The 22,813-nt window shown below is 65.5% G+C and carries 19 protein-coding genes and 1 pseudogene; 9 read left to right on the top strand and 11 right to left on the bottom strand.

The window, feature by feature from the left end; translation table 11 throughout:
* The first annotated feature begins 75 nt into the window (after nt 1–75).
* The 6 genes from rlmH to ABIA40_RS29485 all read left to right on the top strand — a co-directional run bounded on the left by rlmH (nt 76) and on the right by ABIA40_RS29485 (nt 5,925).
* A complete protein-coding gene (gene rlmH / locus ABIA40_RS29460) occupies nt 76–558 on the top strand; it encodes a 23S rRNA (pseudouridine(1915)-N(3))-methyltransferase RlmH (RefSeq protein WP_275503042.1) in 483 nt (160 codons plus the stop codon).
* A gap of 32 nt (nt 559–590) precedes the next feature.
* Nucleotides 591–1,955 (top strand): murein hydrolase activator EnvC family protein, encoded by a 1,365-nt coding sequence (locus ABIA40_RS29465; protein WP_404546391.1) that lies wholly within the window; start codon nt 591–593, stop codon nt 1,953–1,955.
* Nucleotides 1,952–3,313, top strand: a complete 1,362-nt coding sequence (locus tag ABIA40_RS29470; protein WP_404544728.1) for a S41 family peptidase — start codon at nt 1,952–1,954, stop codon at nt 3,311–3,313. The genes ABIA40_RS29465 and ABIA40_RS29470 overlap by 4 nt, the downstream gene beginning before the upstream one ends.
* Before the next feature lie 146 nt (nt 3,314–3,459).
* On the top strand, nt 3,460–4,680 hold the full coding sequence (locus tag ABIA40_RS29475; RefSeq protein WP_404544730.1) for a divergent polysaccharide deacetylase family protein: 1,221 nt from the start codon (nt 3,460–3,462) through the stop codon (nt 4,678–4,680).
* A 75-nt stretch (nt 4,681–4,755) separates the two neighbouring features.
* On the top strand, nt 4,756–5,259 hold the full coding sequence (locus ABIA40_RS29480; RefSeq protein WP_404544732.1) for an RNA pyrophosphohydrolase: 504 nt from the start codon (nt 4,756–4,758) through the stop codon (nt 5,257–5,259).
* A gap of 165 nt (nt 5,260–5,424) precedes the next feature.
* A complete protein-coding gene (locus tag ABIA40_RS29485) occupies nt 5,425–5,925 on the top strand; it encodes an RNA pyrophosphohydrolase (protein WP_404544734.1) in 501 nt (166 codons plus the stop codon).
* A 124-nt stretch (nt 5,926–6,049) separates the two neighbouring features.
* On the opposite strand, the gene ABIA40_RS29490 is transcribed toward ABIA40_RS29485, so the two are convergent.
* The 6 genes from ABIA40_RS29490 to ABIA40_RS29515 form a co-directional block, all read right to left on the bottom strand.
* Nucleotides 6,050–7,699 carry an adenylate/guanylate cyclase domain-containing protein gene (locus ABIA40_RS29490; protein ID WP_404544735.1) on the bottom strand — a complete coding sequence of 550 codons (1,650 nt, stop codon included), beginning with the start codon at nt 7,697–7,699 and terminating at the stop codon, nt 6,050–6,052.
* Nucleotides 7,700–7,858: 159 nt separating this feature from the next.
* Nucleotides 7,859–8,266 carry a F0F1 ATP synthase subunit epsilon gene (locus ABIA40_RS29495; RefSeq protein WP_157286478.1) on the bottom strand — a complete coding sequence of 136 codons (408 nt, stop codon included), beginning with the start codon at nt 8,264–8,266 and terminating at the stop codon, nt 7,859–7,861.
* Between the two features lie 86 nt (nt 8,267–8,352).
* Nucleotides 8,353–9,795: a F0F1 ATP synthase subunit beta gene (gene atpD, locus ABIA40_RS29500; RefSeq protein WP_036008750.1), complete on the bottom strand. Its 1,443-nt coding sequence runs from the start codon at nt 9,793–9,795 to the stop codon at nt 8,353–8,355.
* A gap of 34 nt (nt 9,796–9,829) precedes the next feature.
* Complete coding sequence (locus ABIA40_RS29505) at nt 9,830–10,705, bottom strand: F0F1 ATP synthase subunit gamma (RefSeq protein ID WP_225158377.1); 876 nt, start codon at nt 10,703–10,705, stop codon at nt 9,830–9,832.
* Nucleotides 10,706–10,847: 142 nt separating this feature from the next.
* A complete protein-coding gene (atpA, locus tag ABIA40_RS29510; RefSeq protein WP_057026554.1) occupies nt 10,848–12,377 on the bottom strand; it encodes a F0F1 ATP synthase subunit alpha in 1,530 nt (509 codons plus the stop codon).
* Nucleotides 12,377–12,937, bottom strand: a complete 561-nt coding sequence (locus tag ABIA40_RS29515) for a F0F1 ATP synthase subunit delta (protein WP_271543605.1) — start codon at nt 12,935–12,937, stop codon at nt 12,377–12,379. The genes atpA and ABIA40_RS29515 overlap by 1 nt, the downstream gene beginning before the upstream one ends.
* A gap of 659 nt (nt 12,938–13,596) precedes the next feature.
* Here ABIA40_RS29515 and ABIA40_RS29520 point away from each other — a divergent pair.
* Nucleotides 13,597–14,091: a septal ring lytic transglycosylase RlpA family protein gene (locus ABIA40_RS29520; protein WP_036040689.1), complete on the top strand. Its 495-nt coding sequence runs from the start codon at nt 13,597–13,599 to the stop codon at nt 14,089–14,091.
* 229 nt (nt 14,092–14,320) lie between these two features.
* On the opposite strand, the gene ABIA40_RS29525 is transcribed toward ABIA40_RS29520, so the two are convergent.
* Nucleotides 14,321–16,525: a primosomal protein N' gene (locus ABIA40_RS29525; protein ID WP_404544740.1), complete on the bottom strand. Its 2,205-nt coding sequence runs from the start codon at nt 16,523–16,525 to the stop codon at nt 14,321–14,323.
* A gap of 112 nt (nt 16,526–16,637) precedes the next feature.
* Here ABIA40_RS29525 and ABIA40_RS29530 point away from each other — a divergent pair, with 112 nt between their 5' ends.
* Both ABIA40_RS29530 and ABIA40_RS29535 read left to right on the top strand, forming a co-directional pair.
* Complete coding sequence (locus ABIA40_RS29530; protein WP_157286481.1) at nt 16,638–17,603, top strand: tyrosine recombinase XerC; 966 nt, start codon at nt 16,638–16,640, stop codon at nt 17,601–17,603.
* Between the two features lie 249 nt (nt 17,604–17,852).
* Nucleotides 17,853–18,440: a DUF4337 domain-containing protein gene (locus tag ABIA40_RS29535; RefSeq protein ID WP_157286482.1), complete on the top strand. Its 588-nt coding sequence runs from the start codon at nt 17,853–17,855 to the stop codon at nt 18,438–18,440.
* A 189-nt stretch (nt 18,441–18,629) separates the two neighbouring features.
* On the opposite strand, the gene ABIA40_RS29540 is transcribed toward ABIA40_RS29535, so the two are convergent.
* The 4 genes and pseudogenes from ABIA40_RS29540 to odhB form a co-directional block, all read right to left on the bottom strand.
* Nucleotides 18,630–19,160 (bottom strand): hypothetical protein, encoded by a 531-nt coding sequence (locus ABIA40_RS29540; protein WP_157286483.1) that lies wholly within the window; start codon nt 19,158–19,160, stop codon nt 18,630–18,632.
* Between the two features lie 34 nt (nt 19,161–19,194).
* On the bottom strand, nt 19,195–20,595 hold the full coding sequence (gene lpdA, locus ABIA40_RS29545; protein ID WP_157286484.1) for a dihydrolipoyl dehydrogenase: 1,401 nt from the start codon (nt 20,593–20,595) through the stop codon (nt 19,195–19,197).
* A gap of 52 nt (nt 20,596–20,647) precedes the next feature.
* A complete protein-coding gene (locus ABIA40_RS29550; protein WP_128265196.1) occupies nt 20,648–21,409 on the bottom strand; it encodes an SDR family oxidoreductase in 762 nt (253 codons plus the stop codon).
* 54 nt (nt 21,410–21,463) lie between these two features.
* Nucleotides 21,464–22,706: pseudogene (gene odhB, locus ABIA40_RS29555) on the bottom strand (2-oxoglutarate dehydrogenase complex dihydrolipoyllysine-residue succinyltransferase).
* Nucleotides 22,707–22,813: the final 107 nt, after the last annotated feature.

The raw sequence follows: 22,813 nt of genomic DNA on the forward strand, positions 1-22,813 counted from the left end.
CGAATCGGCTGACGCGCATGCTAGCGTCGTGCGCGCGCTTGTTGCGCGCGGTCTCGTCAACGCGACTCAAGAACCATGCGTGTTGCTGTCATTGCGGTGGGCCGGCTGAAGCAGGGCCCCGAACGGGAGCTTGCAGACCGCTATTTCGAGCGGTTCGAGGAGGCCGGCCGCAAGCTTGGATTCCGCGAGCTCGGCATCCACGAAATTCCCGAAAGCCGCGCACGCGATGCGGCGACTCGGATGGCCGAAGAGGCCGCGGCGATCTCGGCGCATATACCTGACAAGGCGGTCCTGGTGGCGCTGGACGAGCGCGGCCAGAATCTTGATTCCACCGTATTCGCACGGCATCTGGCGCGCTGGCGCGACGAAGGTGCCGGACATACTATCTTCGTGATCGGAGGGGCGGACGGACTTTCGCCCGAATTGCGCCGTAAGGCCAAGCTCGCGATCGCGTTCGGCTCTGCGACCTGGCCGCACCAAATGATCCGCGTCATGCTTCTGGAACAGCTGTATCGGGCCGCCACCATCCTGGCCGGCCATCCCTATCACCGCGCGTGATGCGCGCCACAACGAGCACCTTTGCCGACACGATGCGAGCGCCGCTCCTCAACCTGCTGCTGATCACCGGCCTTGCCGGCGCAAGCCTCTTCGCCGAAGAAAGCCTCGCGCAAGCTCAGACGCAAGGTCAGACAGTTGCGCCGCCGCAGACTGCTGCGGTCTCGCCCGACGCGATCAAGCAGCGCGAGCAGGAGCTGGAGGCCGCGCGCGCGAGGCAACGAAGCGCGGAAGAAGCGCAGGCCAAGCTGAAGGCCGAGATCACCGCGCTCGGCCAGGACCGCACCCAGCTCAATCAGCAGCTGATCGACACCGCCGCCAATGTGCGCGCCGTGGAAACCAAGATCGACGAGGCCGAGGCGCGGCTGCGAACGCTGAACGGCCGCGAGCAGCAGATGCGCGCTTCGCTGGATTCGCGCCGTGCCGACATCGTCGAGGTGCTGGCGGCCTTGCAGCGCGCCGGCCGGCGCACGCCGCCGGCGCTGCTGGTGAGGCCCGAAGATGCGCTGCAATCCTTGCGCACCGCGATGCTGCTCGGCGCCGTCGTGCCGGAATTGCGCGGCCGCGCCGAGAAGATCGCAAGCGAGCTCGGCGAGCTCGTGGCCCTGCGCAAGACCATAGCCACCGAGCGCGATCAGCTCGCCTCCGACCGCGACAAGGTCAGGAGCGACCAGACCCGGCTCACCGCCCTGATCGAGGAACGGCAGCGCCAGCAGTCCGCACGGGAAAAAGACCTCGATGCCGAAAGCGCGCGCGCGATCGCGCTGTCAAGGCAGGTCGGCGATCTCCAGGGGCTGATCGCCAAGATGGAGCAGGACCTGCAAACCGCCGCCAGGGCAGCCGAGAAGGCCGCCGAGGCCGCAAGGCAGGCCGAGGCCAAGGAGGCCAAATTGGCGGCCGCCAGCGCCAAACAGGGCCCGGGCGCGTTCAAGGACAAGTCCCGCACCACCCCGGCGATCGCCTTCGCCTCGGCCAGGGGTCTCCTGCCGCTTCCGGTTAACGGTAACAAGATCAGGGATTTTGGCGGTTCCGACGGGGTCGGCGGCGTCCAGAAGGGCATCTCGCTGGCGACCAAGCCCAGCGCCCAGGTCACGACGCCGTGTGATGGCTGGGTTGTGTATGCCGGCCCATTCCGCAGCTATGGACAACTCTTGATCCTAAACGCCGGGGGCGGGTATCATGTCCTGATCGCCGGAATGGAGCGCATTTCGGTCAACATCGGGCAGTTTGTGCTCACGGGGGAGCCGGTCGCGACCATGGGGTCGACCTCTCAGGTCGCCTCCATTCTCGCCACGAACGCGAGTCAACCTGTGCTGTATGTCGAGTTCCGTAAAGACGGCACTCCAATCGATCCAGGCCCATGGTGGGCCGCAAATGAAGGCGAGAAGGTTCGCGGATGATGCGCAAGACTTCAGTAATCCTCCTCAGCGCCGCAACCGGTGCGGCGCTGACGCTGTTCGTGACCCAGCCGCGCGCGGTGTTCATGGGCTCCAGCGCGCGAGCCGCCACCGCGGACACCTATCGCCAGCTCAACCTGTTCGGCGACGTGTTCGAGCGCGTGCGCTCCGACTATGTCGAGAAGCCCGATGACACCAAGCTGATCGAGTCCGCCATCAGCGGCATGCTTACCGGCCTCGATCCGCACTCGAGCTACATGGACGCGAAGAGCTTCCGCGACATGCAGGTGCAGACCCGCGGCGAATTCGGCGGGCTCGGCATCGAGGTCACGATGGAAGACGGCCTGATCAAGGTGGTCTCGCCGATCGACGACACGCCCGCCTCGCGCGCCGGCATCATGGCCAACGACATCATCACCAATCTCGACGACGAGGCGGTGCAGGGCCTGACGCTGAACCAGGCGGTCGAGAAGATGCGCGGTCCGGTCAACACCAAGATCAAGCTCAAGATCATCCGCAAGGGCCAGGACAACCCGCTCGACGTCACGCTGGTGCGCGACAATATCCGCGTCCGCTCGGTGCGCGCGCGCGTCGAGCAGGACGACATCGGCTATATCCGCATCACCACCTTCAACGAGCAGACCACCGAAGGCCTGAAGCGCGAGATCAGCAACCTCACGAACCAGATCGGCGGCGACAAGCTCAAGGGCTTCATCATCGACCTCCGCAACAATCCGGGCGGCCTGCTCGAGGAAGCGGTCACCGTCTCCGACTCGTTCCTCGAGAAGGGCGAGATCGTCTCGACCCGCGGCCGCAATGCCGAGGAGACCCAGCGCCGCGCCGCGCATGCGGGCGACCTGACCAAGGGCAGGCCGGTCATCGTGCTGGTCAATGGCGGCTCGGCCTCGGCGTCGGAAATCGTCGCCGGCGCGCTGCAGGACCACAAGCGCGCAACCATCGTCGGCACGCGCTCGTTCGGCAAGGGCTCGGTGCAGACCATCATTCCGCTCGGCAGCGGCAACGGCGCGCTGCGGCTGACCACCGCGCGCTATTACACGCCGTCGGGCAAGTCGATCCAGGCCAAGGGCATCGTGCCCGATATCGAAGTGCTCCAGGACGTGCCGGACGAGCTGAAGTCGCGCACCGACACCAAGGGCGAGGCTTCGCTGCGCGGCCACCTGAAGAACGACGGCGACGAGAAGACGGGCTCGCAGTCCTACGTCCCGCCGGACGCCAAGGACGACAAGGCGCTCAAGCTCGCCGGCGACCTGCTCCACGGCATCAAGAACAGCGCCTCCGCCGCGCCGACCCCGGGCGGCGACAACAAGGCGGCGACCGACAAGGCCAAAGCGGCGAACTAGGTCGGCGTATCACGCGATCCAGCGAAAGGGCGGCTTCCTGAAGCCGCCCTTTTTGCTTGGGAACTGCTGCTGCCTCCGGCCTATCCCGGCCTGCCGCCGCTTGACCTCGGCGTGGTATCGTCGGCTGGAGTGATTCGGGATCGCGCATGACTGAAACGGCCGATGATCTGAGCGCCCCGCTCGGACAGGATAAGCCGCGCCGCAAACGCCGGCTGCGGCTGCCGTTCACGTCTATGCAGCTGCTGGCTGTTCTGCTCGGCCTGTTCCTGGTTACCTTTGCCGGCTTCGCCATCTTCAACAAGGACCCGCTCGGCGGTGAGCCGATGAGCCGGATCGCGATCAACCAGCCCAGGCCGGCCGAGAAGGCGACGGACGACAAGTCTGCCATCGGCCAAGGCCAAGAAACCAAGCACGAGACCAAGGAAGCGCCGAAGCAGGCCGCGCCCGGCGAGCAGAAGACCATCACCATGATCGACGGCTCCACCGGCGCCCGCCGCGACGTGGTGATTGGCGGGGGCGATGCTGCGGACAAGGGCGAGGCTGCATCCGCCCCGCCGCCCGTCATGACCGGGATCAATCCGAAGCTGCTGGAGAAATCGCGCTACGGCATGATCCCGGTGGTCGCCGATGGGCTGAGGCCGTTCAACGTCTATGCGGCGGACGCCGACCGCGCCAAGGCCGCCAAGATGCCGGTGGTCGCGATCGTGATCGGCGGCCTCGGCGTCGGCGCCGCCAAGACCCTGGACGCCATCATGAAGCTGCCGCCGGCGGTGACGCTGGCCTTCACGCCCTACGGCTCCGACCCCGGCAAGCTCGCCGAGCGGGCGCGGGCGCAGCGCCACGAGATCTTCCTCCAGATCCCGATGGAGCCGTACGACTTCCCCGACAACGATCCGGGGCCGCAGACGCTGCTGACCTCGCTCAGCCCCGACCAGAACATGGACCGCCTGTACTGGCACCTCAGCCGGATGCAGGGCTATGCCGGTCTCACCAATTTCATGGGCGCCCGCTTCATCGCCACGGAGCCGGCGATGCAGCCGATCATCCGCGAGGCGGCCAAGCGCGGCCTCGGCTTCTTCGATGACGGCTCCTCGCCCCGCAGCATCGCGCCCCAGGCCGCGGCCAACCAGGCCGTGCCGTTCGGCAAGGGCGATATCGCCATCGACGCGGTGCCGACGGCGACCGAGATCGACCGCGCCCTCAACAAGCTGGAATCGGCGGCGCGCGAGCGCGGCATCGCCGTCGGCACGGCCTCCGCCTTGCCCGTCTCGATCGAGCGCATCAGCGCCTGGACCAAGACATTGGGCGACCGAGGTATCCTTTTGGTGCCATTGACAACCGCGATGCTGAAATCAAAATCCAGCTAAATCAACGAATTGGTTCGGCGCGGGTCTCGCGGGGCCGGCATGCCTTCCCAAGAAGCAGGCAAGAGGTCTGGCGGAATGGCGCGTTACGAGGATCTGCCCTACCGGACCTGCGTCGGCGTGATGCTGATCAATCCAAGGGGACTGGTGTTCATCGGCCGCCGCGCCGGCGGCATCGAGCATGTCGACGACACCCATGTCTGGCAGATGCCGCAGGGCGGGGTCGATCCCGGCGAGGACACCTGGGAGGCGGCCAAGCGCGAGCTCTACGAGGAGACCAGCGTGCGCTCGGTCGAGCGGCTCGGTGAGGTCCCGGACTGGCTCACTTACGACATTCCGCGCACCGTTGCCGGGCGCGCCTGGAAGGGCCGCTACCGCGGCCAGCGCCAGAAATGGTACGCGGTGCGCTTCACCGGCAAGGACAGCGAGATCAACGTCGAGCATCCCGGCGGCGGCCACAAGGCGGAATTCGTGAGCTGGCGCTGGGAGTCGATGAAGAATCTCCCTGAGTTGATCATCCCGTTCAAGCGCCCGGTCTATGAGCGCGTGGTGCAGGAATTTTCTGCGCTGGCGGAGGAGTGATCAGATCACCTGTCGCGGCTCTCTCGCCCGTCATCCCCGCGAAGACGGGGATCCATACTCCCCAGGCAGAAGTTGTGCGAAGGATAGCAGCGACGTCCTTTAAACCGACTACCGCCTGTGGTTATGGATTCCGGGCTCGCGCTCCGCGCGCCCCGGAATGACAAGATGACCAATGAAAAACCCTACCGCCCCAACGTCGGCATCGCGCTGTTCAACGCCGACGGCCGCGTGCTGATCGGCCATCGCTTCAAGGGCGATGGGCCGGAGATCATCCTGCCGGGGCTCGACTGGCAGATGCCGCAGGGCGGTGTCGACGAGGGCGAGAATTTGCGCGACGCGGCGATGCGCGAGCTATGGGAGGAGACCAACGTCGTCAGTGCCGACTATCTCGGCGAGACCGACTGGTTCACCTATGAATTCCCGCCTTACGACGGACCGCAGACGCACCGCCTCGCAAAGTTTCGCGGCCAGCGCCAGAAATGGTTCGCGCTGCGGTTCACCGGCACAGACGACGAGATCGATCCGCTGACGCCGCGCAACGGCCAGCCCGCCGAGTTCGACGCCTGGCGCTGGGAGCGCCTCGATCGTGTCGCCGAGCTCGTAGTGCCGTTCCGCCGCGAGGTCTACCGGGCCGTGGCGCAGGAGTTTGCGGGGTTCGCAAGCTGACTTTCGAAAACAATCCCATGCACAGTAGAAATGGCGTTGAAATTGTTAGAGAATTTTTTTGCCGGCGCGGGCGCGTGAGGTGGCACCTCTGTCATCATGTGCCAGGCCTCATCTCACGTGAGCGCTAATTGATCGGGCCCACCGTGAATGGGCCGATGGCGATGACGTGGCAGTCGCTGTCGCGCTTGGCGCAGTCGGCGAGCGCGGAGGTGACGGCGGTCTGCTCATCAGCGGCCTTGAGACCGAGGCCGGCCCGGCCGGATGTGCCGACGGCGACAGCGGTCCAGCCCATGGTGTCACCGAGCTTGCGGACGACCTCGCCGCGCGCCTCGGCCACGATCGAAGCGTTGGAGGCGGCATTGAAGAAGCCGGTGATCCTGAACGAGGTCGGGATCGGCACGACGAAATTGTCGTCGACCGCGACGACCATGCAGGCAACACCGGCGATCGCGCCGCACGATTCCAGAGAACGCCGCACGGCTTCATCCACCGATGATGCGCCGAGCACCATGAAATAATGCCCGGTCGGGCCGAGCGCGATCGAACGGGATTTTGCCGCGGGCGCGAACATGTTCTCGATCCGCACTTTTGCGGCACTGCGCACGATCGGAAAATCCTTCGACGCGAATGGCTTCTCAGTTATGGCATCGTGGCGGACCCAAGGCTGCGGCGGCATCGGCGGCTTGCCGTGGGTGTAGACGACGTTGCTGCCGACGGCATAAAGCTCGCAGCGTCGCGGCGATTGCGCGGCATCGGCGCGCTTCTGGCACTGTTCGAGCGCCGTGTTTCGCGCGGCTTCCTCGGTTGGTTGATTCAACGCCGAGCCGATGAAGCCGCCGACATTGAGCGCGAAGGCCTTGTAGTCGGCGGCAGCGGAGTAGTCGCCGGCGACGTAGTTGCGGGCGCGCTCGTTGATGAAGGGCACGCTGTCGGCCGCAAGCTTGCCTGTCATCGGTGAGGGTGACGGCGCGGGCATCGGCGCCATCGCGGCGCCGGCGTTCGGCGGCGTCATCGGCGCCTTTACCATCTGGGTCGGCATTGGACTTGGCGTTGCCGCCATCGCGGTCGGCGTTGCGCTCGGCACGGCGACGGGTGCCGCGGCACTCGCGGCGTTCTTCAGCTTGGTGTTGTAGAGAGAGCCGGTAACGGCGATGGCGACGATCGAGACGATTGCGACCGCCAACGGCCATATCCACACCGGCGCCGCCGCCATCTTGGAGGCCGGCTTCTTCAGCTGCGGCTTGGCATAGCCGCCGTCCTCGCGCCGCATCGCCACCATATAGGCGTGCACCGGTGTCGGAATGTTCTTGACCTCCTGCGCGCCGATATCGGCGAACTGCACCGACAGCTTGTTGGCGACCTGCTCATGCACCCCGCGCGAGACGCAGATGCCGCCGACCTCGGCAAGACCCTCGAGGCGCGCGGCGATGTTGACGCCGTCGCCCAAGAGATCGCCGTCGCGCTCGACCACGTCGCCGATGGTGATGCCGATGCGAAACGACATCTGCCGGCTCGGCGGATAGGCCATGTTGCGGGTCCGCAAGCTCTCCTGGATGTCGATCGCGCAGCGCACCGCATCCACAGCGCTCGGAAACTCCGCGAGCACGGCATCGCCCGCCGTGTTGAAGATGCGCCCGCCGGCCTTGGCGATGAAATCGTCGACGACCTCGCGATAGGAGGCCAGACGCCGCAGCGTCTCCTCTTCGTCTTCCGCGACCAGTCTCGAATACCCGGCAATATCGGCTGCGAAAATCGCTGCGATCTTGCGTTTCATCTGCCGGCCCCCGGAACAAATCCGCGCGCGCAGAATGCCGCCATCTCCGGCGCGGTGCAACAAAGTTCAGCGCCCGCCACGGTCGGTGACGAGCGCTGGACCTGTCCCAGAATTCCCTTGCAGGAATGTCTTGTTCGCCCCGGAGCGGTGCCCCGGGGCTTAGTGCATAGCCGTGGCGTTGAGCTGATGCTGGATGCTCTTGAAGTGGTCGAGCCGCTCGATGGCCTGATCGAGCTCGGTGCCTTCGTGCTCCTTCAAATTCTCTTCCATCTCCGCGATCGTCTCGGCGAACTGGACACGGTCGAGCTCGTCCAGCGAGGTCGCGACGTCGGCCAGCACGGTGAGGCCCTTTTCGGAGACTTCGGCAAGGCCGCCGAGCACGATGATCTTCTCGTGCTTGCCGCCGGTGGTGACGGTGAGGATGCCGGGCCGGATTGCAGCCACGACCGGCGCATGCCCCGCCAGCACGCCGAAATCACCCTCGGCGCCGGGGATGTCGACCTGATCGACCTCACCCGAGAAGGCGAGCTTTTCAGGAGAGACGAGATCGAAATGGAAGGTGGCCATGGGAAACCTGCGAATAGCGAGTGGCGAATGGCGAGTAGCGAATGGAAGCAGCGACTATTCGCTACTCCCCATTCGCCATTCGCTTCTTAAGCCGCTTCAGCGGCGAGCTTCTTGCCCTTCTCCACCGCCTCTTCGATGGTGCCGACCATGTAGAAGGCAGCTTCCGGCAGGTGGTCGTACTTGCCTTCCACCAGGCCCTTGAAGCCCTTGATGGTGTCGGCGAGGTCCACGAACTTGCCCGGCGAACCCGTGAAGATTTCGGCGACGTGGAACGGCTGCGACAGGAAGCGCTCGATCTTGCGGGCGCGGGCCACCGTCAGCTTGTCCTCTTCCGAAAGCTCGTCCATGCCGAGAATGGCGATGATGTCCTGGAGCGACTTGTAGCGCTGCAGCACCTGCTGGACCTGACGGGCGACGGTGTAGTGCTCCTCGCCGACGACCAGCGGCGAGAGCATGCGCGAGGTCGAGTCGAGCGGGTCCACCGCCGGATAGATGCCCTTTTCCGAGATCGCGCGCGACAGCACCGTGGTGGCGTCCAAGTGCGCGAACGAGGTCGCGGGCGCCGGGTCGGTCAAGTCGTCGGCCGGCACGTAGATGGCCTGCACCGAGGTGATCGAGCCCTTTTGCGTGGTGGTGATGCGCTCCTGCAGCGCGCCCATGTCGGTCGCGAGCGTCGGCTGATAACCCACCGCCGAAGGAATACGGCCGAGCAGCGCCGACACTTCCGAACCCGCTTGCGTGAAGCGGAAGATGTTGTCGACGAAGAACAGCACGTCCTGGCCCTGGTCGCGGAAGTGCTCGGCGACGGTCAGACCGGTCAGACCGACGCGGGCGCGGGCGCCCGGCGGCTCGTTCATCTGACCAAACACCAGCGCGCACTTCGACTTCACGCTCGGATCCGGATTGTGCGGGTCGGCGTTGACCTTGGACTCGATGAACTCGTGGTAGAGGTCGTTGCCCTCGCGGGTACGTTCGCCGACGCCGGCGAACACGGAGTAACCGCCGTGCGCCTTCGCGACGTTGTTGATCAGCTCCTGAATCAGCACGGTCTTGCCCACGCCGGCGCCGCCGAACAGGCCGATCTTGCCGCCCTTCGCATACGGCGCGAGCAGATCGACGACCTTGATGCCGGTGACGAGAATTTCGGCTTCAGTCGACTGGTCGGTATAGGTCGGCGCTTCCTGGTGGATGGCGCGGGTGCCCTCCGACTTGATCGGGCCGGCCTCGTCGATCGGCTCGCCGATGACGTTCATGATGCGGCCCAGCGTACCGTCCCCCACGGGAACCGAGATCGGCTGACCGGTGTCGGTCACTTCCTGGCCGCGCACCAGACCTTCGGTGGCGTCCATCGCGATGGTGCGGACGGTCGACTCGCCGAGATGCTGCGCGACTTCCAGCACCAGGCGGTTGTTGCCGTTCTTGGTTTCGAGCGAGTTGAGAATGGCCGGCAGGTGGCCTTCGAACTGCACGTCGACGACGGCGCCCATGACCTGGGTAACGCGACCGATCTGTGTGGCTGCTGTAGCCATTTACTGTCTCCTTCGATCCGAATTTCGTGTCCGGTCAGACTGCTTCTGCGCCGGAGATGATTTCGATGAGTTCCTTGGTGATCTGAGCCTGACGCGTGCGGTTGTAGACCAGCGTCTGCTTGCGGATCATTTCCCCGGCGTTGCGGGTGGCGTTGTCCATCGCCGACATCTGCGCACCGTAGAACGAGGCGTTGTTCTCGAGCAGGGCGCGGAATATCTGCACCGCGAGGTTGCGCGGCAACAGGCGCGTGAGGATCTCGTCCTCTTCCGGCTCATATTCGTAAGAGGTCGCGCTGCCATTCGCAGCGCCTTCCTCGACAACCAGCGGAATGATCTGTTGAGCGGTGGGGACCTGTGCGATCACCGACTTGAATTGCGAATAGAATAGCGTGCAGACGTCGAATTCGCCGTTGTCGAAACGCGCCAGAACCTTCTTGGCGATCTCCTCGGCGTTGACGAAGCCGAGCTGGCGGACGCTGCGCAGGTCCATGTGCTCGACGATCTGCTTGTCGAACTGGCGGCGGAGCTGCTCGTAACCCTTGCGGCCGACGCAGAAGAATTTCACCTCTTTGCCCTGCGCAGCGAGCGCCAGAGCGCGCTCGCGGGCGAGACGCACGATCGAGGAGTTGAAGGCGCCGGACAGGCCGCGCTCGCCGGTGCAGACCAGCAGCAGATGAACCTGGTCCCGGCCGGTGCCGGCCAGCAGCACCGGTGCGCCGGGCGAGCCGACCGCGGCGCTGGCGATGTTGGAGATCACCGCGCTCATCTTGTCGGCATAGGGACGCGCCGCTTCCGCAGCGGTCTGCGCGCGGCGCAGCTTGGAGGCCGCGACCATCTGCATGGCCTTGGTGATCTTTTGCGTCGCCTTGGTGGAGGCGATGCGGACGCGCATGTCTTTAAGTGACGCCATTCTTCGTCCCCAGCGATCAGCCTGCGGCTCGACCGCGACCCTATCCTTTCGTCATGCCCGGGCGTGTCCCGGGCATCCACGTTCTCCGTCTTCCACGCACAAGACGTGGATGGCCGGGACAAGCCCGGCCATGACGGCCTTCTTATGAGAAAGACTTCGCGAAGCCCTCGACCACCGACTTCAGCTTGGCAGCGGTATCGTCGGAGAGATCTCGGCTATCGCGGATCGCGTTGAGGATGTCGGCGTGCTTGCCGCGCAGCAGCGACAGCAGGCCGTCCTCGAACGCGCGCACCTTGTTGAGCGGGAGCGGATCGAGATAGCCGTTGGTGCCGGCCCAGATCACGCAGACCTGCTCTTCCATCTTCAGCGGCGAGAACTGCGGCTGCTTGAGCAGCTCGGTGAGGCGCGAGCCGCGGTTGAGCAGGCGCTGGGTCGAGGCGTCGAGGTCGGAGCCGAACTGCGCGAACGCCGCCATTTCGCGGTACTGCGCGAGCTCGCCCTTGATCTTGCCGGCGACCTTCTTAGTGGCCTTGGTTTGCGCCGACGAACCGACGCGCGACACCGACAGACCGACGTTCACGGCAGGACGGATGCCCTGGAAGAACAGGTCGGTTTCCAGGAAGATCTGGCCGTCGGTGATCGAGATGACGTTCGTCGGGATGTAAGCCGACACGTCGTTGGCCTGGGTTTCGATGACAGGCAGCGCCGTCAGCGAGCCCGAGCCCATGTCCTTGTTCAGCTTCGCCGCGCGCTCGAGCAGGCGGGAGTGCAGATAGAACACGTCGCCGGGATAGGCTTCGCGGCCCGGCGGGCGGCGCAGCAGCAGCGACATCTGACGGTAGGCGACAGCCTGCTTGGACAGATCGTCATAGATGATGACCGCGTGCATGCCGTTGTCGCGGAAGTACTCGCCCATGGTGCAGCCGGTAAAGGGCGCGATGTACTGCATCGGCGCCGGATCCGACGCGGTGGCGGCGACGACGATCGAGTATTCGAGCGCGCCCTGCTCTTCCAGCACCTTCACGAACTGCGCGACGGTCGAACGCTTCTGGCCGACCGCGACGTAGACGCAGTACAGCTTGATGTTCTCGTCCGGCTGCGCGTTGAGCGGCTTCTGGTTCAGGATGGTGTCGAGCGCGATCGCGGTCTTGCCGGTCTGGCGATCGCCGATGATCAGCTCGCGCTGGCCGCGGCCGATCGGGATCAGGGCGTCGATCGCCTTGAGGCCGGTCGCCATCGGCTCGTTCACCGACTTTCGCGGAATGATGCCGGGCGCCTTGACGTCGACGCGCATGCGCTTGTCGGCCTGGATCGGTCCCTTGCCGTCGATGGGATTGCCGAGCGCGTCGACGACGCGGCCGAGCAGGCCCTTGCCGACCGGCGCGTCCACGATGGCGCGGGTGCGCTTGACGGTCTGGCCTTCCTTGATCTCGCGGTCGGCACCGAAAATAACGACACCGACGTTGTCGGTTTCGAGGTTCAGCGCCATGCCGCGGGTGCCGTTCTCGAACTCGACCATTTCACCGGCCTGGACGTTGTCCAGACCGTAGACGCGGGCGATACCGTCGCCGACGGACAGCACCTGTCCGACTTCGGAGACTTCAGCTTCCTGGCCGAAATTCTTGATCTGGTCCTTGAGGATCGCGGAAATTTCCGCGGCGCGGATGTCCATCAGCCTGCCTCTTTCATCGCGTGCTTGATCGAATTGAGTTTGGTGCGAAGCGAACCATCCACCATGCGGCTGCCCAGCTTGACGACGAGGCCACCGATGATCGAGGGATCGACTTTCACGTTCAGCGCGACGTCCTTGCCGGTCACCGACTTCAGGGCAACCTTGAGGGCATCGAGATTCTTGTCAGAGAGCGCCTCCGCCACCGTGACGTCAGCCGTCGTCTCGCCCTTGAACCGGGCCACGAGGGCGCGGTAGGCGCGGCTGACGTCGGCCACCGCGAACAGGCGGCGGTTGGCGGTCAGCACTTTCAGAAAGTTGGCGGTGATGCCGGCGATGCCCGCCTTGTCCAGCACGGCCGAAAGGGCCTTGGACTGGGCGTCGGCGGCGAACACCGGGCTGCGAACGAGGCGCTTGAGATCAGCGCTTTCGTTCAGCATGGCATCGAATTTATCAAGATCGGCTTTGACCTCGTCGACCACGTTCTGGTCGCGGGCCAGCTCGAACAAGGCCGTTGCATAACGGCCGGACACACCTGAAACGGACGTATCTTCTGCAGCCACAGACGCGCTCTTTTTGCTGTCAAACTCGCAAGGGAAAAACCGTCGCCACGAAGCGGCGCCTAGCGATCCAAGCCCTTGGAATTCAAGCGGGACTTCGATTTCCGACCAGCACGGGAGGTGCCGGGCTCGTTAAAATCGCGGCTTTGCTAACATAGCAGGTGCGCAGGTGCAACATGACGCCAAACTAAAGGCATGAGGTTCTGTCGCCAGTTCGTCGCAGCCTCGCAACACATTCCGCGCGAGAGGGGCCGACCGAGGCGGCGACCTGCCACGTCACGGAATTCAGCGCCGGCCCTGCCGCGACACCTCCCATTGGTTCCTGCCCCCAGCGCATAGCGGCCATGAACACGGATCGCTGAGGCGTGAATCCGTTCCCACGAGTTCCACCCGCCGAATACTTATCGAATTCTAAACGCTATAGGCGATGACTTCGCTTTACAGTATTCGCAAGTAACCTAGAGGTTAATAAATCGTTAAAGGCGAAGATCACGGGATATCGGATGAATATCTCGCGACGGTAACAAGATATTTCATGACGACACATACCGGATTTACTGCCCAATTCACGCCTCATTGGGAATCGAAACGCCAAATCGCTCACAAACTGATGGGGGCTCCACTTGCCACAAATGTGGCAATACTAGCTTAGGGACCATTAAATGCTGTCTTTGAAGACGCTGGGCTTTGTGACCCGGCCGCGAACGGCGATTGCTTTCGTCGCCGCAACTCTCCTTGTCGGTGGAACTGCCACCGAAGCTTCCGCCAAATCCAAGCATCGCCATCACCACCGCCACCACGCCCAGACCGAGGCCAACGCGACCGCCGATTGGCGCAATGCCAATGCGTCAATGACGCCGACCTCCGGCACGGGCCGCAGCTTCTCCGGCATCGCGTCCTTTTACGGCAATGAGTCCGGTAGCAAGACCGCCTCGGGCCAGCGCTTCAACCAGAACGCCATGACCGCGGCGCACCGTTCGCTGCCCTTCGGCACCAAGCTGCGCGTCACCCATGGCAGCCAGAGCGTCATCGTCACCATCAATGACCGCGGCCCGTTCATTCGCGGGCGTGTGCTCGACCTCTCCACGGGTGCCGCCCGCGCCATTGGCCTCACCAGTCGCGGCGTCGGCCGCGTCACCGCGGAAGTCGTCTCCTAAAGGCGCGATCCGCGCCTGATCGAGCGCGCAGTTTTCATCAGTTTGCTGCGCACGTGAAACAAGCCCGCGGTCTTGGGGGACCGCGGGCTTTTTTTGTTTTGTCATTCCGGGGCGCGCGGAGCGCGAACCCGGAATCCATCGCGCGGCAGAGTCGGTGGAGGAATGGATTCCGGGCTCGCGACTTCGTCGCGCCCCGGGATGACGGCGGAGGATTTGGCTACGGCGATGGCTACAAAAAGCTCTGCGGATCGACGTCGACTTCCAGCTTCAGATTGCCTGTCGGCTTCGGGCAGACCGCGAGCCAGTTGCGCAAGTAGTCCGACAGGTCGAAGCCGCGCGCCGATTTCACCAGGATGCGGAAGCGGTAGCGGCCCTTGATGACGGCGAGCGGCGCTTCGGCGGGGCCGAGTACAACGACGCGCTCGTCGCGCGGCGCGAGCGCGACGAGCTTGCGGCCGAAGCCCTCGGCGCCCGGGCGGTCGCCGGCGGAGATGATCAGGCTGGCGAGCCGGCCGAACGGCGGATAGAGCGTCTTCTCGCGCAGCTCGATCTCGCTGTCGTAGAAGGCCTCGCGGTCGCAGGCGATCAAGGCCCGCATCACGGGGTGATCGGGCTGATGGGTCTGGAGATAGCCGACGCCGCGGCCCTGCTCGCGACCGGCGCGGCCGATCACCTGGTTGAGCAATTGCCAGGTGCGCTCGGCCGCGCGCGGATCGCCATTGCTGAGGCCAAGATCGGCATCGACCACGCCGACCAAGTTGAGCCGCGGGAAGTTGTGGCCCTTGGCCACGAGCTGCGTGCCGATGATGATGTCGACGCGGCCCTCCGCGATCTCGGCGAGCTCGCTTCGCATGGTCTCGATCGAGGTGATGAGATCGCTCGACAGCACCATGGTGCGCGCTTGCGGGAACAGCGCCGCCGCCTCCTCCTGCAGGCGCTCCACGCCGGGTCCGACCGCGACCAGCGATTCCTCGGCCGAACAGTTCGGGCAGATGTGCGGGCGCGGCATCGAGAAGCCGCAATGATGGCAGACGAGGCGCTGGCGAAAGCGATGATCGACCAGCCAGGCATCGCAGATGGTGCAGGCGAAGCGATGGCCGCAGGCACGGCACAAGGTCAGCGGCGCATAGCCGCGACGATTGAGGAACAACAGCGCCTGCTCGCGCCGCTCGATCGCGGTTCGGATCTCGCCGGCAAGCCGCGGCGAGATGAAGCGGCCGCGCGCGGGCGGCTCGCGGCGCAGGTCGATGGCCTCGATATGCGGCATGTGCTGGCCGCCGAAGCGCGAGGGCAGCGCGATGCGCTGGTAGCGGTTCTTGCGCGCATTGACCTCGGATTCCACCGACGGCGTCGCGGAGGCCAGCACGACCGGGATTTTTGCGATATGCCCGCGCACCACCGCCATGTCGCGGGCGTGGTAATGCACGCCGTCGTCCTGCTTGTAGGCCTGGTCGTGCTCCTCATCGACGACGATGAGGCCAAGATTGGCGTAAGGGAGAAACAGCGCCGAACGCGCGCCGACGACGACCGGCGCCGAACCTTCGGAGATCGCGGCCCAATTGCGCGCGCGGGTGCGCGGGGTGAGCTCGGAATGCCATTCGATCGGCCGCACGCCAAAACGCTGCGCGAAGCGATCGAGAAACTGGCCGGTAAGCGCGATCTCCGGCATCAGGATCAGCGCCTGCTTGCCGCGGCGGATCACCTCGGCGACGGCTTCGAAATAGACCTCGGTCTTGCCCGAGCCGGTGACGCCGTCGAGCAGCGCAACATGGAAGGTGCCGTTGGCCGCGAGCGCGCGCATCGCATCCACACCGGCACGCTGCAGCGGCGAAAAATCCGGCCGGCCGAATCCCGGATCGGGCGCCGGCGGCGGTGGCGGCGGCGGCATCGGCTCCACCGTGAGCGTGCCTTCATCGACGAGGCCGTCGATGACGCCCGAGGAGACGCCGGCCTCCTTGGCCGCCTCGGACTTGCCGTGCAGCAGCCGGTCCGACAGCAGCGCGATCACGCGCTGGCGCGCCGGCGTCAGACGCTTCGGCGGATCGCCGGTCAGGCGCACGCCGGCGCGCACCCGCTCCGGGCCGAGATTTTCGCCCATGCGCAGGCACATGCGCAGCACCATGCCGCGCGGGCTCAGCGTGTAATTGGCGACCCAGTCCACCACCTGGCGCAGCTCCGGCTTGAGCGGGGGAATGTCGAGCTTCTCGCTGACCTCCTTGAGGCGGTTATGCAGGCGCGGATCGGGATTGGCGTTCTCGCCCCAGACCACGGCCAGCACCTCGCGCGGACCGAGCGGCACACCGACGAGGTCGCCCGCCTTCAGCTCCATGCCGCGCGGCACCTTGTAGGAATAGGTCTGGTCGAGCGCGACCGGCACCAGCACGTCGACCATGCGGGTGGCGGGGGCGGTGGTGTTGCGCGGCGATTGGTCCATGAGCGGGGAATCGGAACCTTGAGGTCTTCAGGCTAGCGTCGCGCCGCGGCCTTAGCGAACGATAAACGAGTGTGATGCGATATACTGTGCGGAATCACCACGTCCAGAGCGCATGAGCAAAGCGGCCGCCCCACACATCGAGCTCGCCAGCGCCGATCCCTCGATCGCGCAGGAGATGGCGCGCTGGCTGGCGCATCTCGGCGCCGAGCGGCGGCTGTCGCCGAAGACGCTGGAAGCCTATGGCCGCGATCTGCGGCAGTGCCTTGATTTCCTCTGTGCCCATTGGGGCGAGCGGGTGACGCTGGAGCGGTTTGCAGCGCTGGAAGCCACCGATGTGCGCGCCTTCATGGCGATGCGCCGGGCCGACGACATCGCCGGCCGCAGCCTGATGCGCGCGCTGGCGGGCCTGCGCTCGTTCGGACGTTTTCTGGAGCGCGAGGGCAAGGGCAAGGTCGGCGCATTGTCGGCGATCCGCGCGCCGAAGGTCGCCAAGAGCCTGCCGAAGCCGCTGCCGATGGCATCGGCCAAACGTCTGGCCGATGCCGACGAGCGCGCCGGCGAGGAGCGCGAGACCTGGATCCTGGCGCGCGATGCCGCGGTGATGGCGCTGCTCTATGGCTCGGGCCTGCGCATCTCCGAGGCGCTGGGTCTCAAGCGCCGCGAGGTGCCGAAGCCCGGCGAGGGCGACGTGCTGGTCGTGACAGGCAAAGGCAACAAGACCCGCATGGTGCCGGTGCTGCAGAACGTGCTCGCATTGATTCAAGAGTACGTCGCGATGTGTCCGTATCCGCTGCCGGCGGAAGGACCGATCTTCGTCGGCGCGCGCGGCGGCCCCTTGAGCCCGCGCATCATCCAGCTCGCGATGGAGCGGCTGCGCGGCGCGCTGGGACTTCCCGACAGCGCCACGCCGCACGCGCTGCGGCATTCCTTTGCCACGCATCTGCTCTCGCGCGGCGGCGACTTACGCGCCATCCAGGAATTGCTCGGCCATTCCTCGTTGTCGACGACGCAGGTCTATACCGGGATCGATTCCGAGCGGCTGCTCGAGGTGTATGCGAGCGCACATCCGCGGCGGTGACGCTGACAAGCTCTCGTGCCCCGGACGCAGCGCAGCACTTCTTCAGTGATGCGCTGCTGAGCCGGGGCCCATCCTCCGGCGCGATCGTTTGCAGCTTCTGGGTCCCGGCTCAGCGTCGCAGCGTTACACGCCGCGCCGCGTCCGGGACAAGAGAGCCGACAGACTGACACACTCTCGTCATAGCTCGCGTGCCTCTTGCGCCGCGCACGCGGTTGGTTCAATCGTACCGAACCAGGACAGGAGAGACTTATGGGCGCACATGAAAGCATGGAGCATGCCGAGCACGCCGAACACGCGTCCGGCTCGAACAAGAAGATCGCCCTTCTGATCGCCGTGCTGGCGCTGTTCCTGGCGATCTCGGAGACGCTCGGCAAGGGTGCCCAGACCGAATCGATCAGCAAGAACGTCGAAGCCGCCAATCTCTGGGCGTTCTTCCAGGCCAAGAGCATCCGCCGCACCGTGGTGGTGACCGCGGCGGAGCAGGGCAAGCTGACACTGGCCGCCGCGGCCGATGCACAGAAGCCCGCCGTGCAGAAGCAGATCGACGACTGGACCAAGACCGCGCAGCGCTACCGCTCCGAGCCCGAGACCGGCGAAGGCACCGAGCAGCTTGCGGACAAGGCCAAGCACGCCGAGCATGCCCGCGACGAGGCGACCGCGAAGTACCACCATTTCGAGCTGGCCTCGGCCGCCTTCCAGATCGGCATCGTGCTGGCCTCGGCCACCATCATCACGGGCATGCTGGCGCTCGCCTATGTCAGCGGCGTGCTGACGATCGCCGGCCTGATCATGACGGCGCTCGGCCTGTGGTGGCCGCATCTGTTGCATTTGCATTGAGGGTAGCGAGCGTTTGCTCTTTCCGCGTCATTGCGAGGAGCGAAGCGACGAAGCAATCCAGACTGCCTCCGGCGAAAGATACTGGATTGCTTCGCCGCGCTCGCAATGACGGAGGATAGAGCGGGGACGCCTGTCCCGGATTGCGCTGCGCTCCATCCGGGCCACGGACGGTCCTTGTGGTGGCGAAGATCACCGCGCCTGATGCACGCTCTTCCTGAAGCGCTGGATCATACGCAGCGTGCGGTAGGACCAGCCCTCGCCGTTGCCGGCGATCAGCTCGCGGATGCGGCGCTTGATCGGGTCGACCAGCTCCGCGGCCTTGGCGCGGATCTTCAGCACTAAGGCGTAGATCCGCTCGAACCAGGGCATCTCCAGAAGCTTGGCGCGCGTGACGTCGAACACGAAGGCGGTGACGCCGACGCCGACGAGCTTTCCGAACACGATCGTGACGAACGCGCCGGTCCAGTATTCATGCGCGAGCAGCCACAGCCCGACCAGCTTGAGCGGAAACAGCGGGACGACGGGCACCGCGAACACGAGCAGCGTCATGGCCGGCGAGAGCGCATCGACGCGCTCCGTCAGCCAATGCTTGAAGCGCGCCAGCGGGATGGCTGCGACGATCCTGGCGACGATCGGCTCGAGATGATCCCACAGCCAGGCTTCGATCAGGAAAACGATCGCAAGCAGGACCCAGACCGGTTGAAGAAGGCGGCGCAGCATGTGTTTCCCGCCCGGTTCGGCGCTGGGCGCGTCGTTACATATGGATGGCTCGCTTGCCGACCGCAAGCGCGGCTTCCTTAACGGCCTCCGAGCGCGTCGGATGGGCGTGGCAGGTGCGCGCGAGATCTTCCGCACTGCCGCCAAATTCCATCAGAACACACGCTTCATGGATCATTTCGCCGGCTTCGCGGCCGATGATGTGCACGCCGAGCACGCGATCGGTCTTCGCGTCTGCGAGAATCTTCACAAAGCCGTCAGTGGTTTGGTTGACCTTGGAGCGACCGTTGGCGGTGAACGGAAACTTTCCGACCGTGTAAGCCGTGCCCGCCTGCTTGAGTTCCTCCTCGGTCTTGCCGACGGAGGACACTTCCGGCGTGGTATACACGACGCCCGGGATCACGTCGTAATTCACGTGGCCGGCCTGGCCGGCGATGATCTCGGCGACCGCGACGCCCTCGTCCTCGGCCTTGTGCGCGAGCATGGGGCCTGCGACGACGTCGCCGATGGCATAGACGCCCTTCAGGCTGGTGGCGAAATGCGGATCGATCTGGACCCGGCCGCGCGCATCGAGCGCGACACCGGCTTCCTTGAGGCCAAGGCCGTCGGTGTAGGGCACGCGGCCGATGCAGACGAGCACGACGTCGGCTTCAAGCGTCTCAGCGGCACCGCCGGAAGCCGGTTCGATTTTCGCGAGCAATGCCTTGCTGTTCACTTCGACGCCGGTCACCTTCGAGCCCAGCTTGAATGCAAATCCTTGCTTCTCGAGGATGCGCTGGAATTGCTTGGCGATCTCGCCGTCCATGCCGGGCAGGATGCGGTCGAGGAATTCGACCACGACGACTTCGGCACCCAGGCGGTGCCAGACCGAGCCGAGCTCGAGGCCGATCACGCCGGCGCCGACGATGAGGAGCTTGCCGGGGACCTTCTCCAGCGACAGCGCGCCGGTCGAGGAGACGATGCGCTTCTCGTCGATCTCGATGCCCTTGAGGCGCGCGATGTCGGAGCCGGTGGCGATCACGATGTTCTTGGTCTCGACCACCTGCGACTTGCCGTCGGCGGAGACCTCGACCTTGCCGGTGCCGAGGATCTTGCCGGTGCCCTTGAGCACGTCGATCTTGTTCTTCTTCATCAGGAACTCGACGCCCTTGACGTTGCCGTCGATGCCCTGCTGCTTGAAGTTCATCATCGCGGGCAGATCGAGCTTCGGCGCGGAAACGCTGACGCCCATCTTGGCGAAGGAATGGCCGGCTTCCTCGAACATTTCGGAGGCGTGCAGCAGCGCCTTCGACGGCATGCAGCCGACATTGAGGCAGGTGCCGCCGAGGGTCGCGTTCTTTTCGACCACGGCGACCTTCATGCCGAGCTGGCTCGCGCGTACCGCGCAGACATAACCGCCCGGTCCGGTGCCGATGACGACGAGATCGTAGGTAGCCATGAGAGAAAGTCCCGTAAGGTTAGGCGTGGTGAGGATGCGTCAGCGCGGCGCGTCAGCGTCCGCCGGACACATCGAGAATGGCTGAGGTGACGTAGGAGGCCTCGTCCGAGATCAGCCAGACGATGGCATTGGCGATTTCATCGGCGGTGCCGACGCGCTTCATCGGCACCAGATGGGCCAGGCGATGGGCGCGGTCGGGCTCGCCGCCGGCAGCGTGGATGTCGGTGTCGATCAGGCCGGGACGGATCGCGGCGACGCGGATGCCCTCGCCCGCGACCTCATGGCCGAGGCCGACGGTGAAGGAATCGACCGCACCCTTGGACGCGGCATAGTCGACATAGGTGTTGGGCGAGCCGAGCCGCGCAGCGACGGACGACAGGTTGACGATGACGCCGCCCGTGCCGCCGTGCTTGGTCGACATCCGCTTCACCGCCTCGCGCGCGCAGAGGATGGAGCCGGTGACGTTCACCGCCATCACGCGCTGGATGCGCTCGGCCGACATCTCGTCGACGCGCACGCCGCTCTTGCCGACGATGCCGCCATTGTTGACGAGCGCCCCGAGCGTGCCGAACTTGTCGGCCTCCTTGAACAGATTGAGGATGTCACTTTCCTCGGCGACATCGCATTTCACCGCGATGGCCTTGCCGTTGCTGGCCGCGATCTGCGCGACCACCTCGTCGGCGGCCTGCTTATTGCTGGCATAGCCGACCACGACGCGGAAGCCGCGCGCGGCCGCCGCAAGCGCGGTCGCCCGCCCGATGCCGCGGCTGCCGCCGGTGATGACAACGACTTTATCCGTCACGCGCGCCTCCATGGTTCGACACGCGCCGTCGCATCAGTTGCGACGGCGCTCGCAAAGCATCAGCGATCAGAGATCGAGCACCAGGCGCGCCGGATCTTCCAGGCTCTCCTTGACGCGGACCAGGAAGGTGACGGCTTCCTTGCCGTCGATGACGCGGTGATCGTAGGACAGCGCCAGATACATCATCGGGCGGACCTCGATCTTGCCGCCGACGACCATCGGCCGCTCCTGGATCTTGTGCATGCCGAGGATGCCGGACTGCGGCGCGTTCAGGATCGGGGTCGACATCAGCGAGCCGTAGATGCCGCCATTGGTGATGGTGAAGGTGCCGCCCTGCATCTCGTCGATCTTGAGCTGGCCGTCACGGGCGCGGCGGCCGAAATCGGCGATGCTCTTCTCGATGTCGGAGATCGACTTGTGGTCGCAGTCGCGCACCACAGGCACGACCAGGCCCTTGTCGGTGCCGACGGCAACGCCGATGTGGTAGTAGTTCTTGTAGATCAGGTCGCTGCCGTCGATCTCGGCGTTGACGGCCGGGATGTCCTTCAGCGCCTGCACGACGGCCTTGGTGAAGAAGCCCATGAAGCCGAGCTTGGCGCCGTGCTTCTTCTCGAACGCGTCCTTGTAGTGTGCGCGCAGCGCCATGACGTTGGTCATGTCGACCTCGTTGAAGGTCGTGAGCATGGCCGCGGTGTTCTGCACGTCCTTGAGCCGGCGCGCGATGGTCTGGCGCAGCCGGGTCATCTTGACGCGCTCTTCGCGGGCGGCGTCATCGGCCGGCGACGGCGCGCGGACCTGCACGGCAGCGGCGGGTCTGGTTGACCGGCGTCGGCGCCGACGCGGCGCGCTCGATCGCGGCCAGCATGTCGCCCTTGGTGACGCGGCCGTCCTTGCCGGAGCCCGGCACGGTCGAGGCGTCGATGCCGGTCTCGGCCGACAGTTTGCGCACGGACGGCGCGAGCGGCGCATCGGCGGGCGGCGCCTTCGCGGCAGCGGGAGCCGGCGCCGGAGCAGCGGCAGCAGCGGCAGGCGCAGCAGCCTTGACCGGCGCGGCAGCGGGCTTGGCTGCGCCGGCACCTTCGGTGATCTGACCGAGCAGCGCGCCCACGGCAACGGTCGCACCATCAGCAGCGATGATCTCGCTCAGCGTGCCGGCGGTCGGCGCGGGGACTTCGATGGTGACCTTGTCGGTCTCGAGCTCCACCAGGGGCTCGTCGACGGCGACGGGGTCGCCGGCCTTCTTGAACCAGCGGCCGATGGTGGCCTCGGTGACGGATTCGCCGAGCGTCGGCACACGAATTTCAGTCATGGTCTCTTCCTTAATCGTTTTTGGCCGTCATCGTCCGCGCAGGCGGACGATCCAGTACACCGTGACGATCATGGATCAAACGGACGCCGCGGCGTACTGGATGCCCC

Origin of the sequence: Bradyrhizobium sp. USDA 223 (assembly GCF_044909005.1) — a bacterium.
Lineage (GTDB): Bacteria > Pseudomonadota > Alphaproteobacteria > Rhizobiales > Xanthobacteraceae > Bradyrhizobium > Bradyrhizobium yuanmingense.

Coding starts and splice junctions, on each gene's coding strand:
- rlmH (WP_275503042.1), top strand. CDS start 76: ATGCGTGTTGCTGTCATTGCGGTGGGCCGGCTGAAGCAGGGCCCCGAA.
- ABIA40_RS29465 (WP_404546391.1), top strand. CDS start 591: ATGCGAGCGCCGCTCCTCAACCTGCTGCTGATCACCGGCCTTGCCGGC.
- ABIA40_RS29470 (WP_404544728.1), top strand. CDS start 1,952: ATGATGCGCAAGACTTCAGTAATCCTCCTCAGCGCCGCAACCGGTGCG.
- ABIA40_RS29475 (WP_404544730.1), top strand. CDS start 3,460: ATGACTGAAACGGCCGATGATCTGAGCGCCCCGCTCGGACAGGATAAG.
- ABIA40_RS29480 (WP_404544732.1), top strand. CDS start 4,756: ATGGCGCGTTACGAGGATCTGCCCTACCGGACCTGCGTCGGCGTGATG.
- ABIA40_RS29485 (WP_404544734.1), top strand. CDS start 5,425: ATGACCAATGAAAAACCCTACCGCCCCAACGTCGGCATCGCGCTGTTC.
- ABIA40_RS29490 (WP_404544735.1), bottom strand. CDS start 7,699: ATGAAACGCAAGATCGCAGCGATTTTCGCAGCCGATATTGCCGGGTAT.
- ABIA40_RS29495 (WP_157286478.1), bottom strand. CDS start 8,266: ATGGCCACCTTCCATTTCGATCTCGTCTCTCCTGAAAAGCTCGCCTTC.
- atpD (WP_036008750.1), bottom strand. CDS start 9,795: ATGGCTACAGCAGCCACACAGATCGGTCGCGTTACCCAGGTCATGGGC.
- ABIA40_RS29505 (WP_225158377.1), bottom strand. CDS start 10,705: ATGGCGTCACTTAAAGACATGCGCGTCCGCATCGCCTCCACCAAGGCG.
- atpA (WP_057026554.1), bottom strand. CDS start 12,377: ATGGACATCCGCGCCGCGGAAATTTCCGCGATCCTCAAGGACCAGATC.
- ABIA40_RS29520 (WP_036040689.1), top strand. CDS start 13,597: ATGCTGTCTTTGAAGACGCTGGGCTTTGTGACCCGGCCGCGAACGGCG.
- ABIA40_RS29525 (WP_404544740.1), bottom strand. CDS start 16,525: ATGGACCAATCGCCGCGCAACACCACCGCCCCCGCCACCCGCATGGTC.
- ABIA40_RS29530 (WP_157286481.1), top strand. CDS start 16,638: ATGAGCAAAGCGGCCGCCCCACACATCGAGCTCGCCAGCGCCGATCCC.
- ABIA40_RS29535 (WP_157286482.1), top strand. CDS start 17,853: ATGGGCGCACATGAAAGCATGGAGCATGCCGAGCACGCCGAACACGCG.
- ABIA40_RS29540 (WP_157286483.1), bottom strand. CDS start 19,160: ATGCTGCGCCGCCTTCTTCAACCGGTCTGGGTCCTGCTTGCGATCGTT.
- lpdA (WP_157286484.1), bottom strand. CDS start 20,595: ATGGCTACCTACGATCTCGTCGTCATCGGCACCGGACCGGGCGGTTAT.
- ABIA40_RS29550 (WP_128265196.1), bottom strand. CDS start 21,409: ATGGAGGCGCGCGTGACGGATAAAGTCGTTGTCATCACCGGCGGCAGC.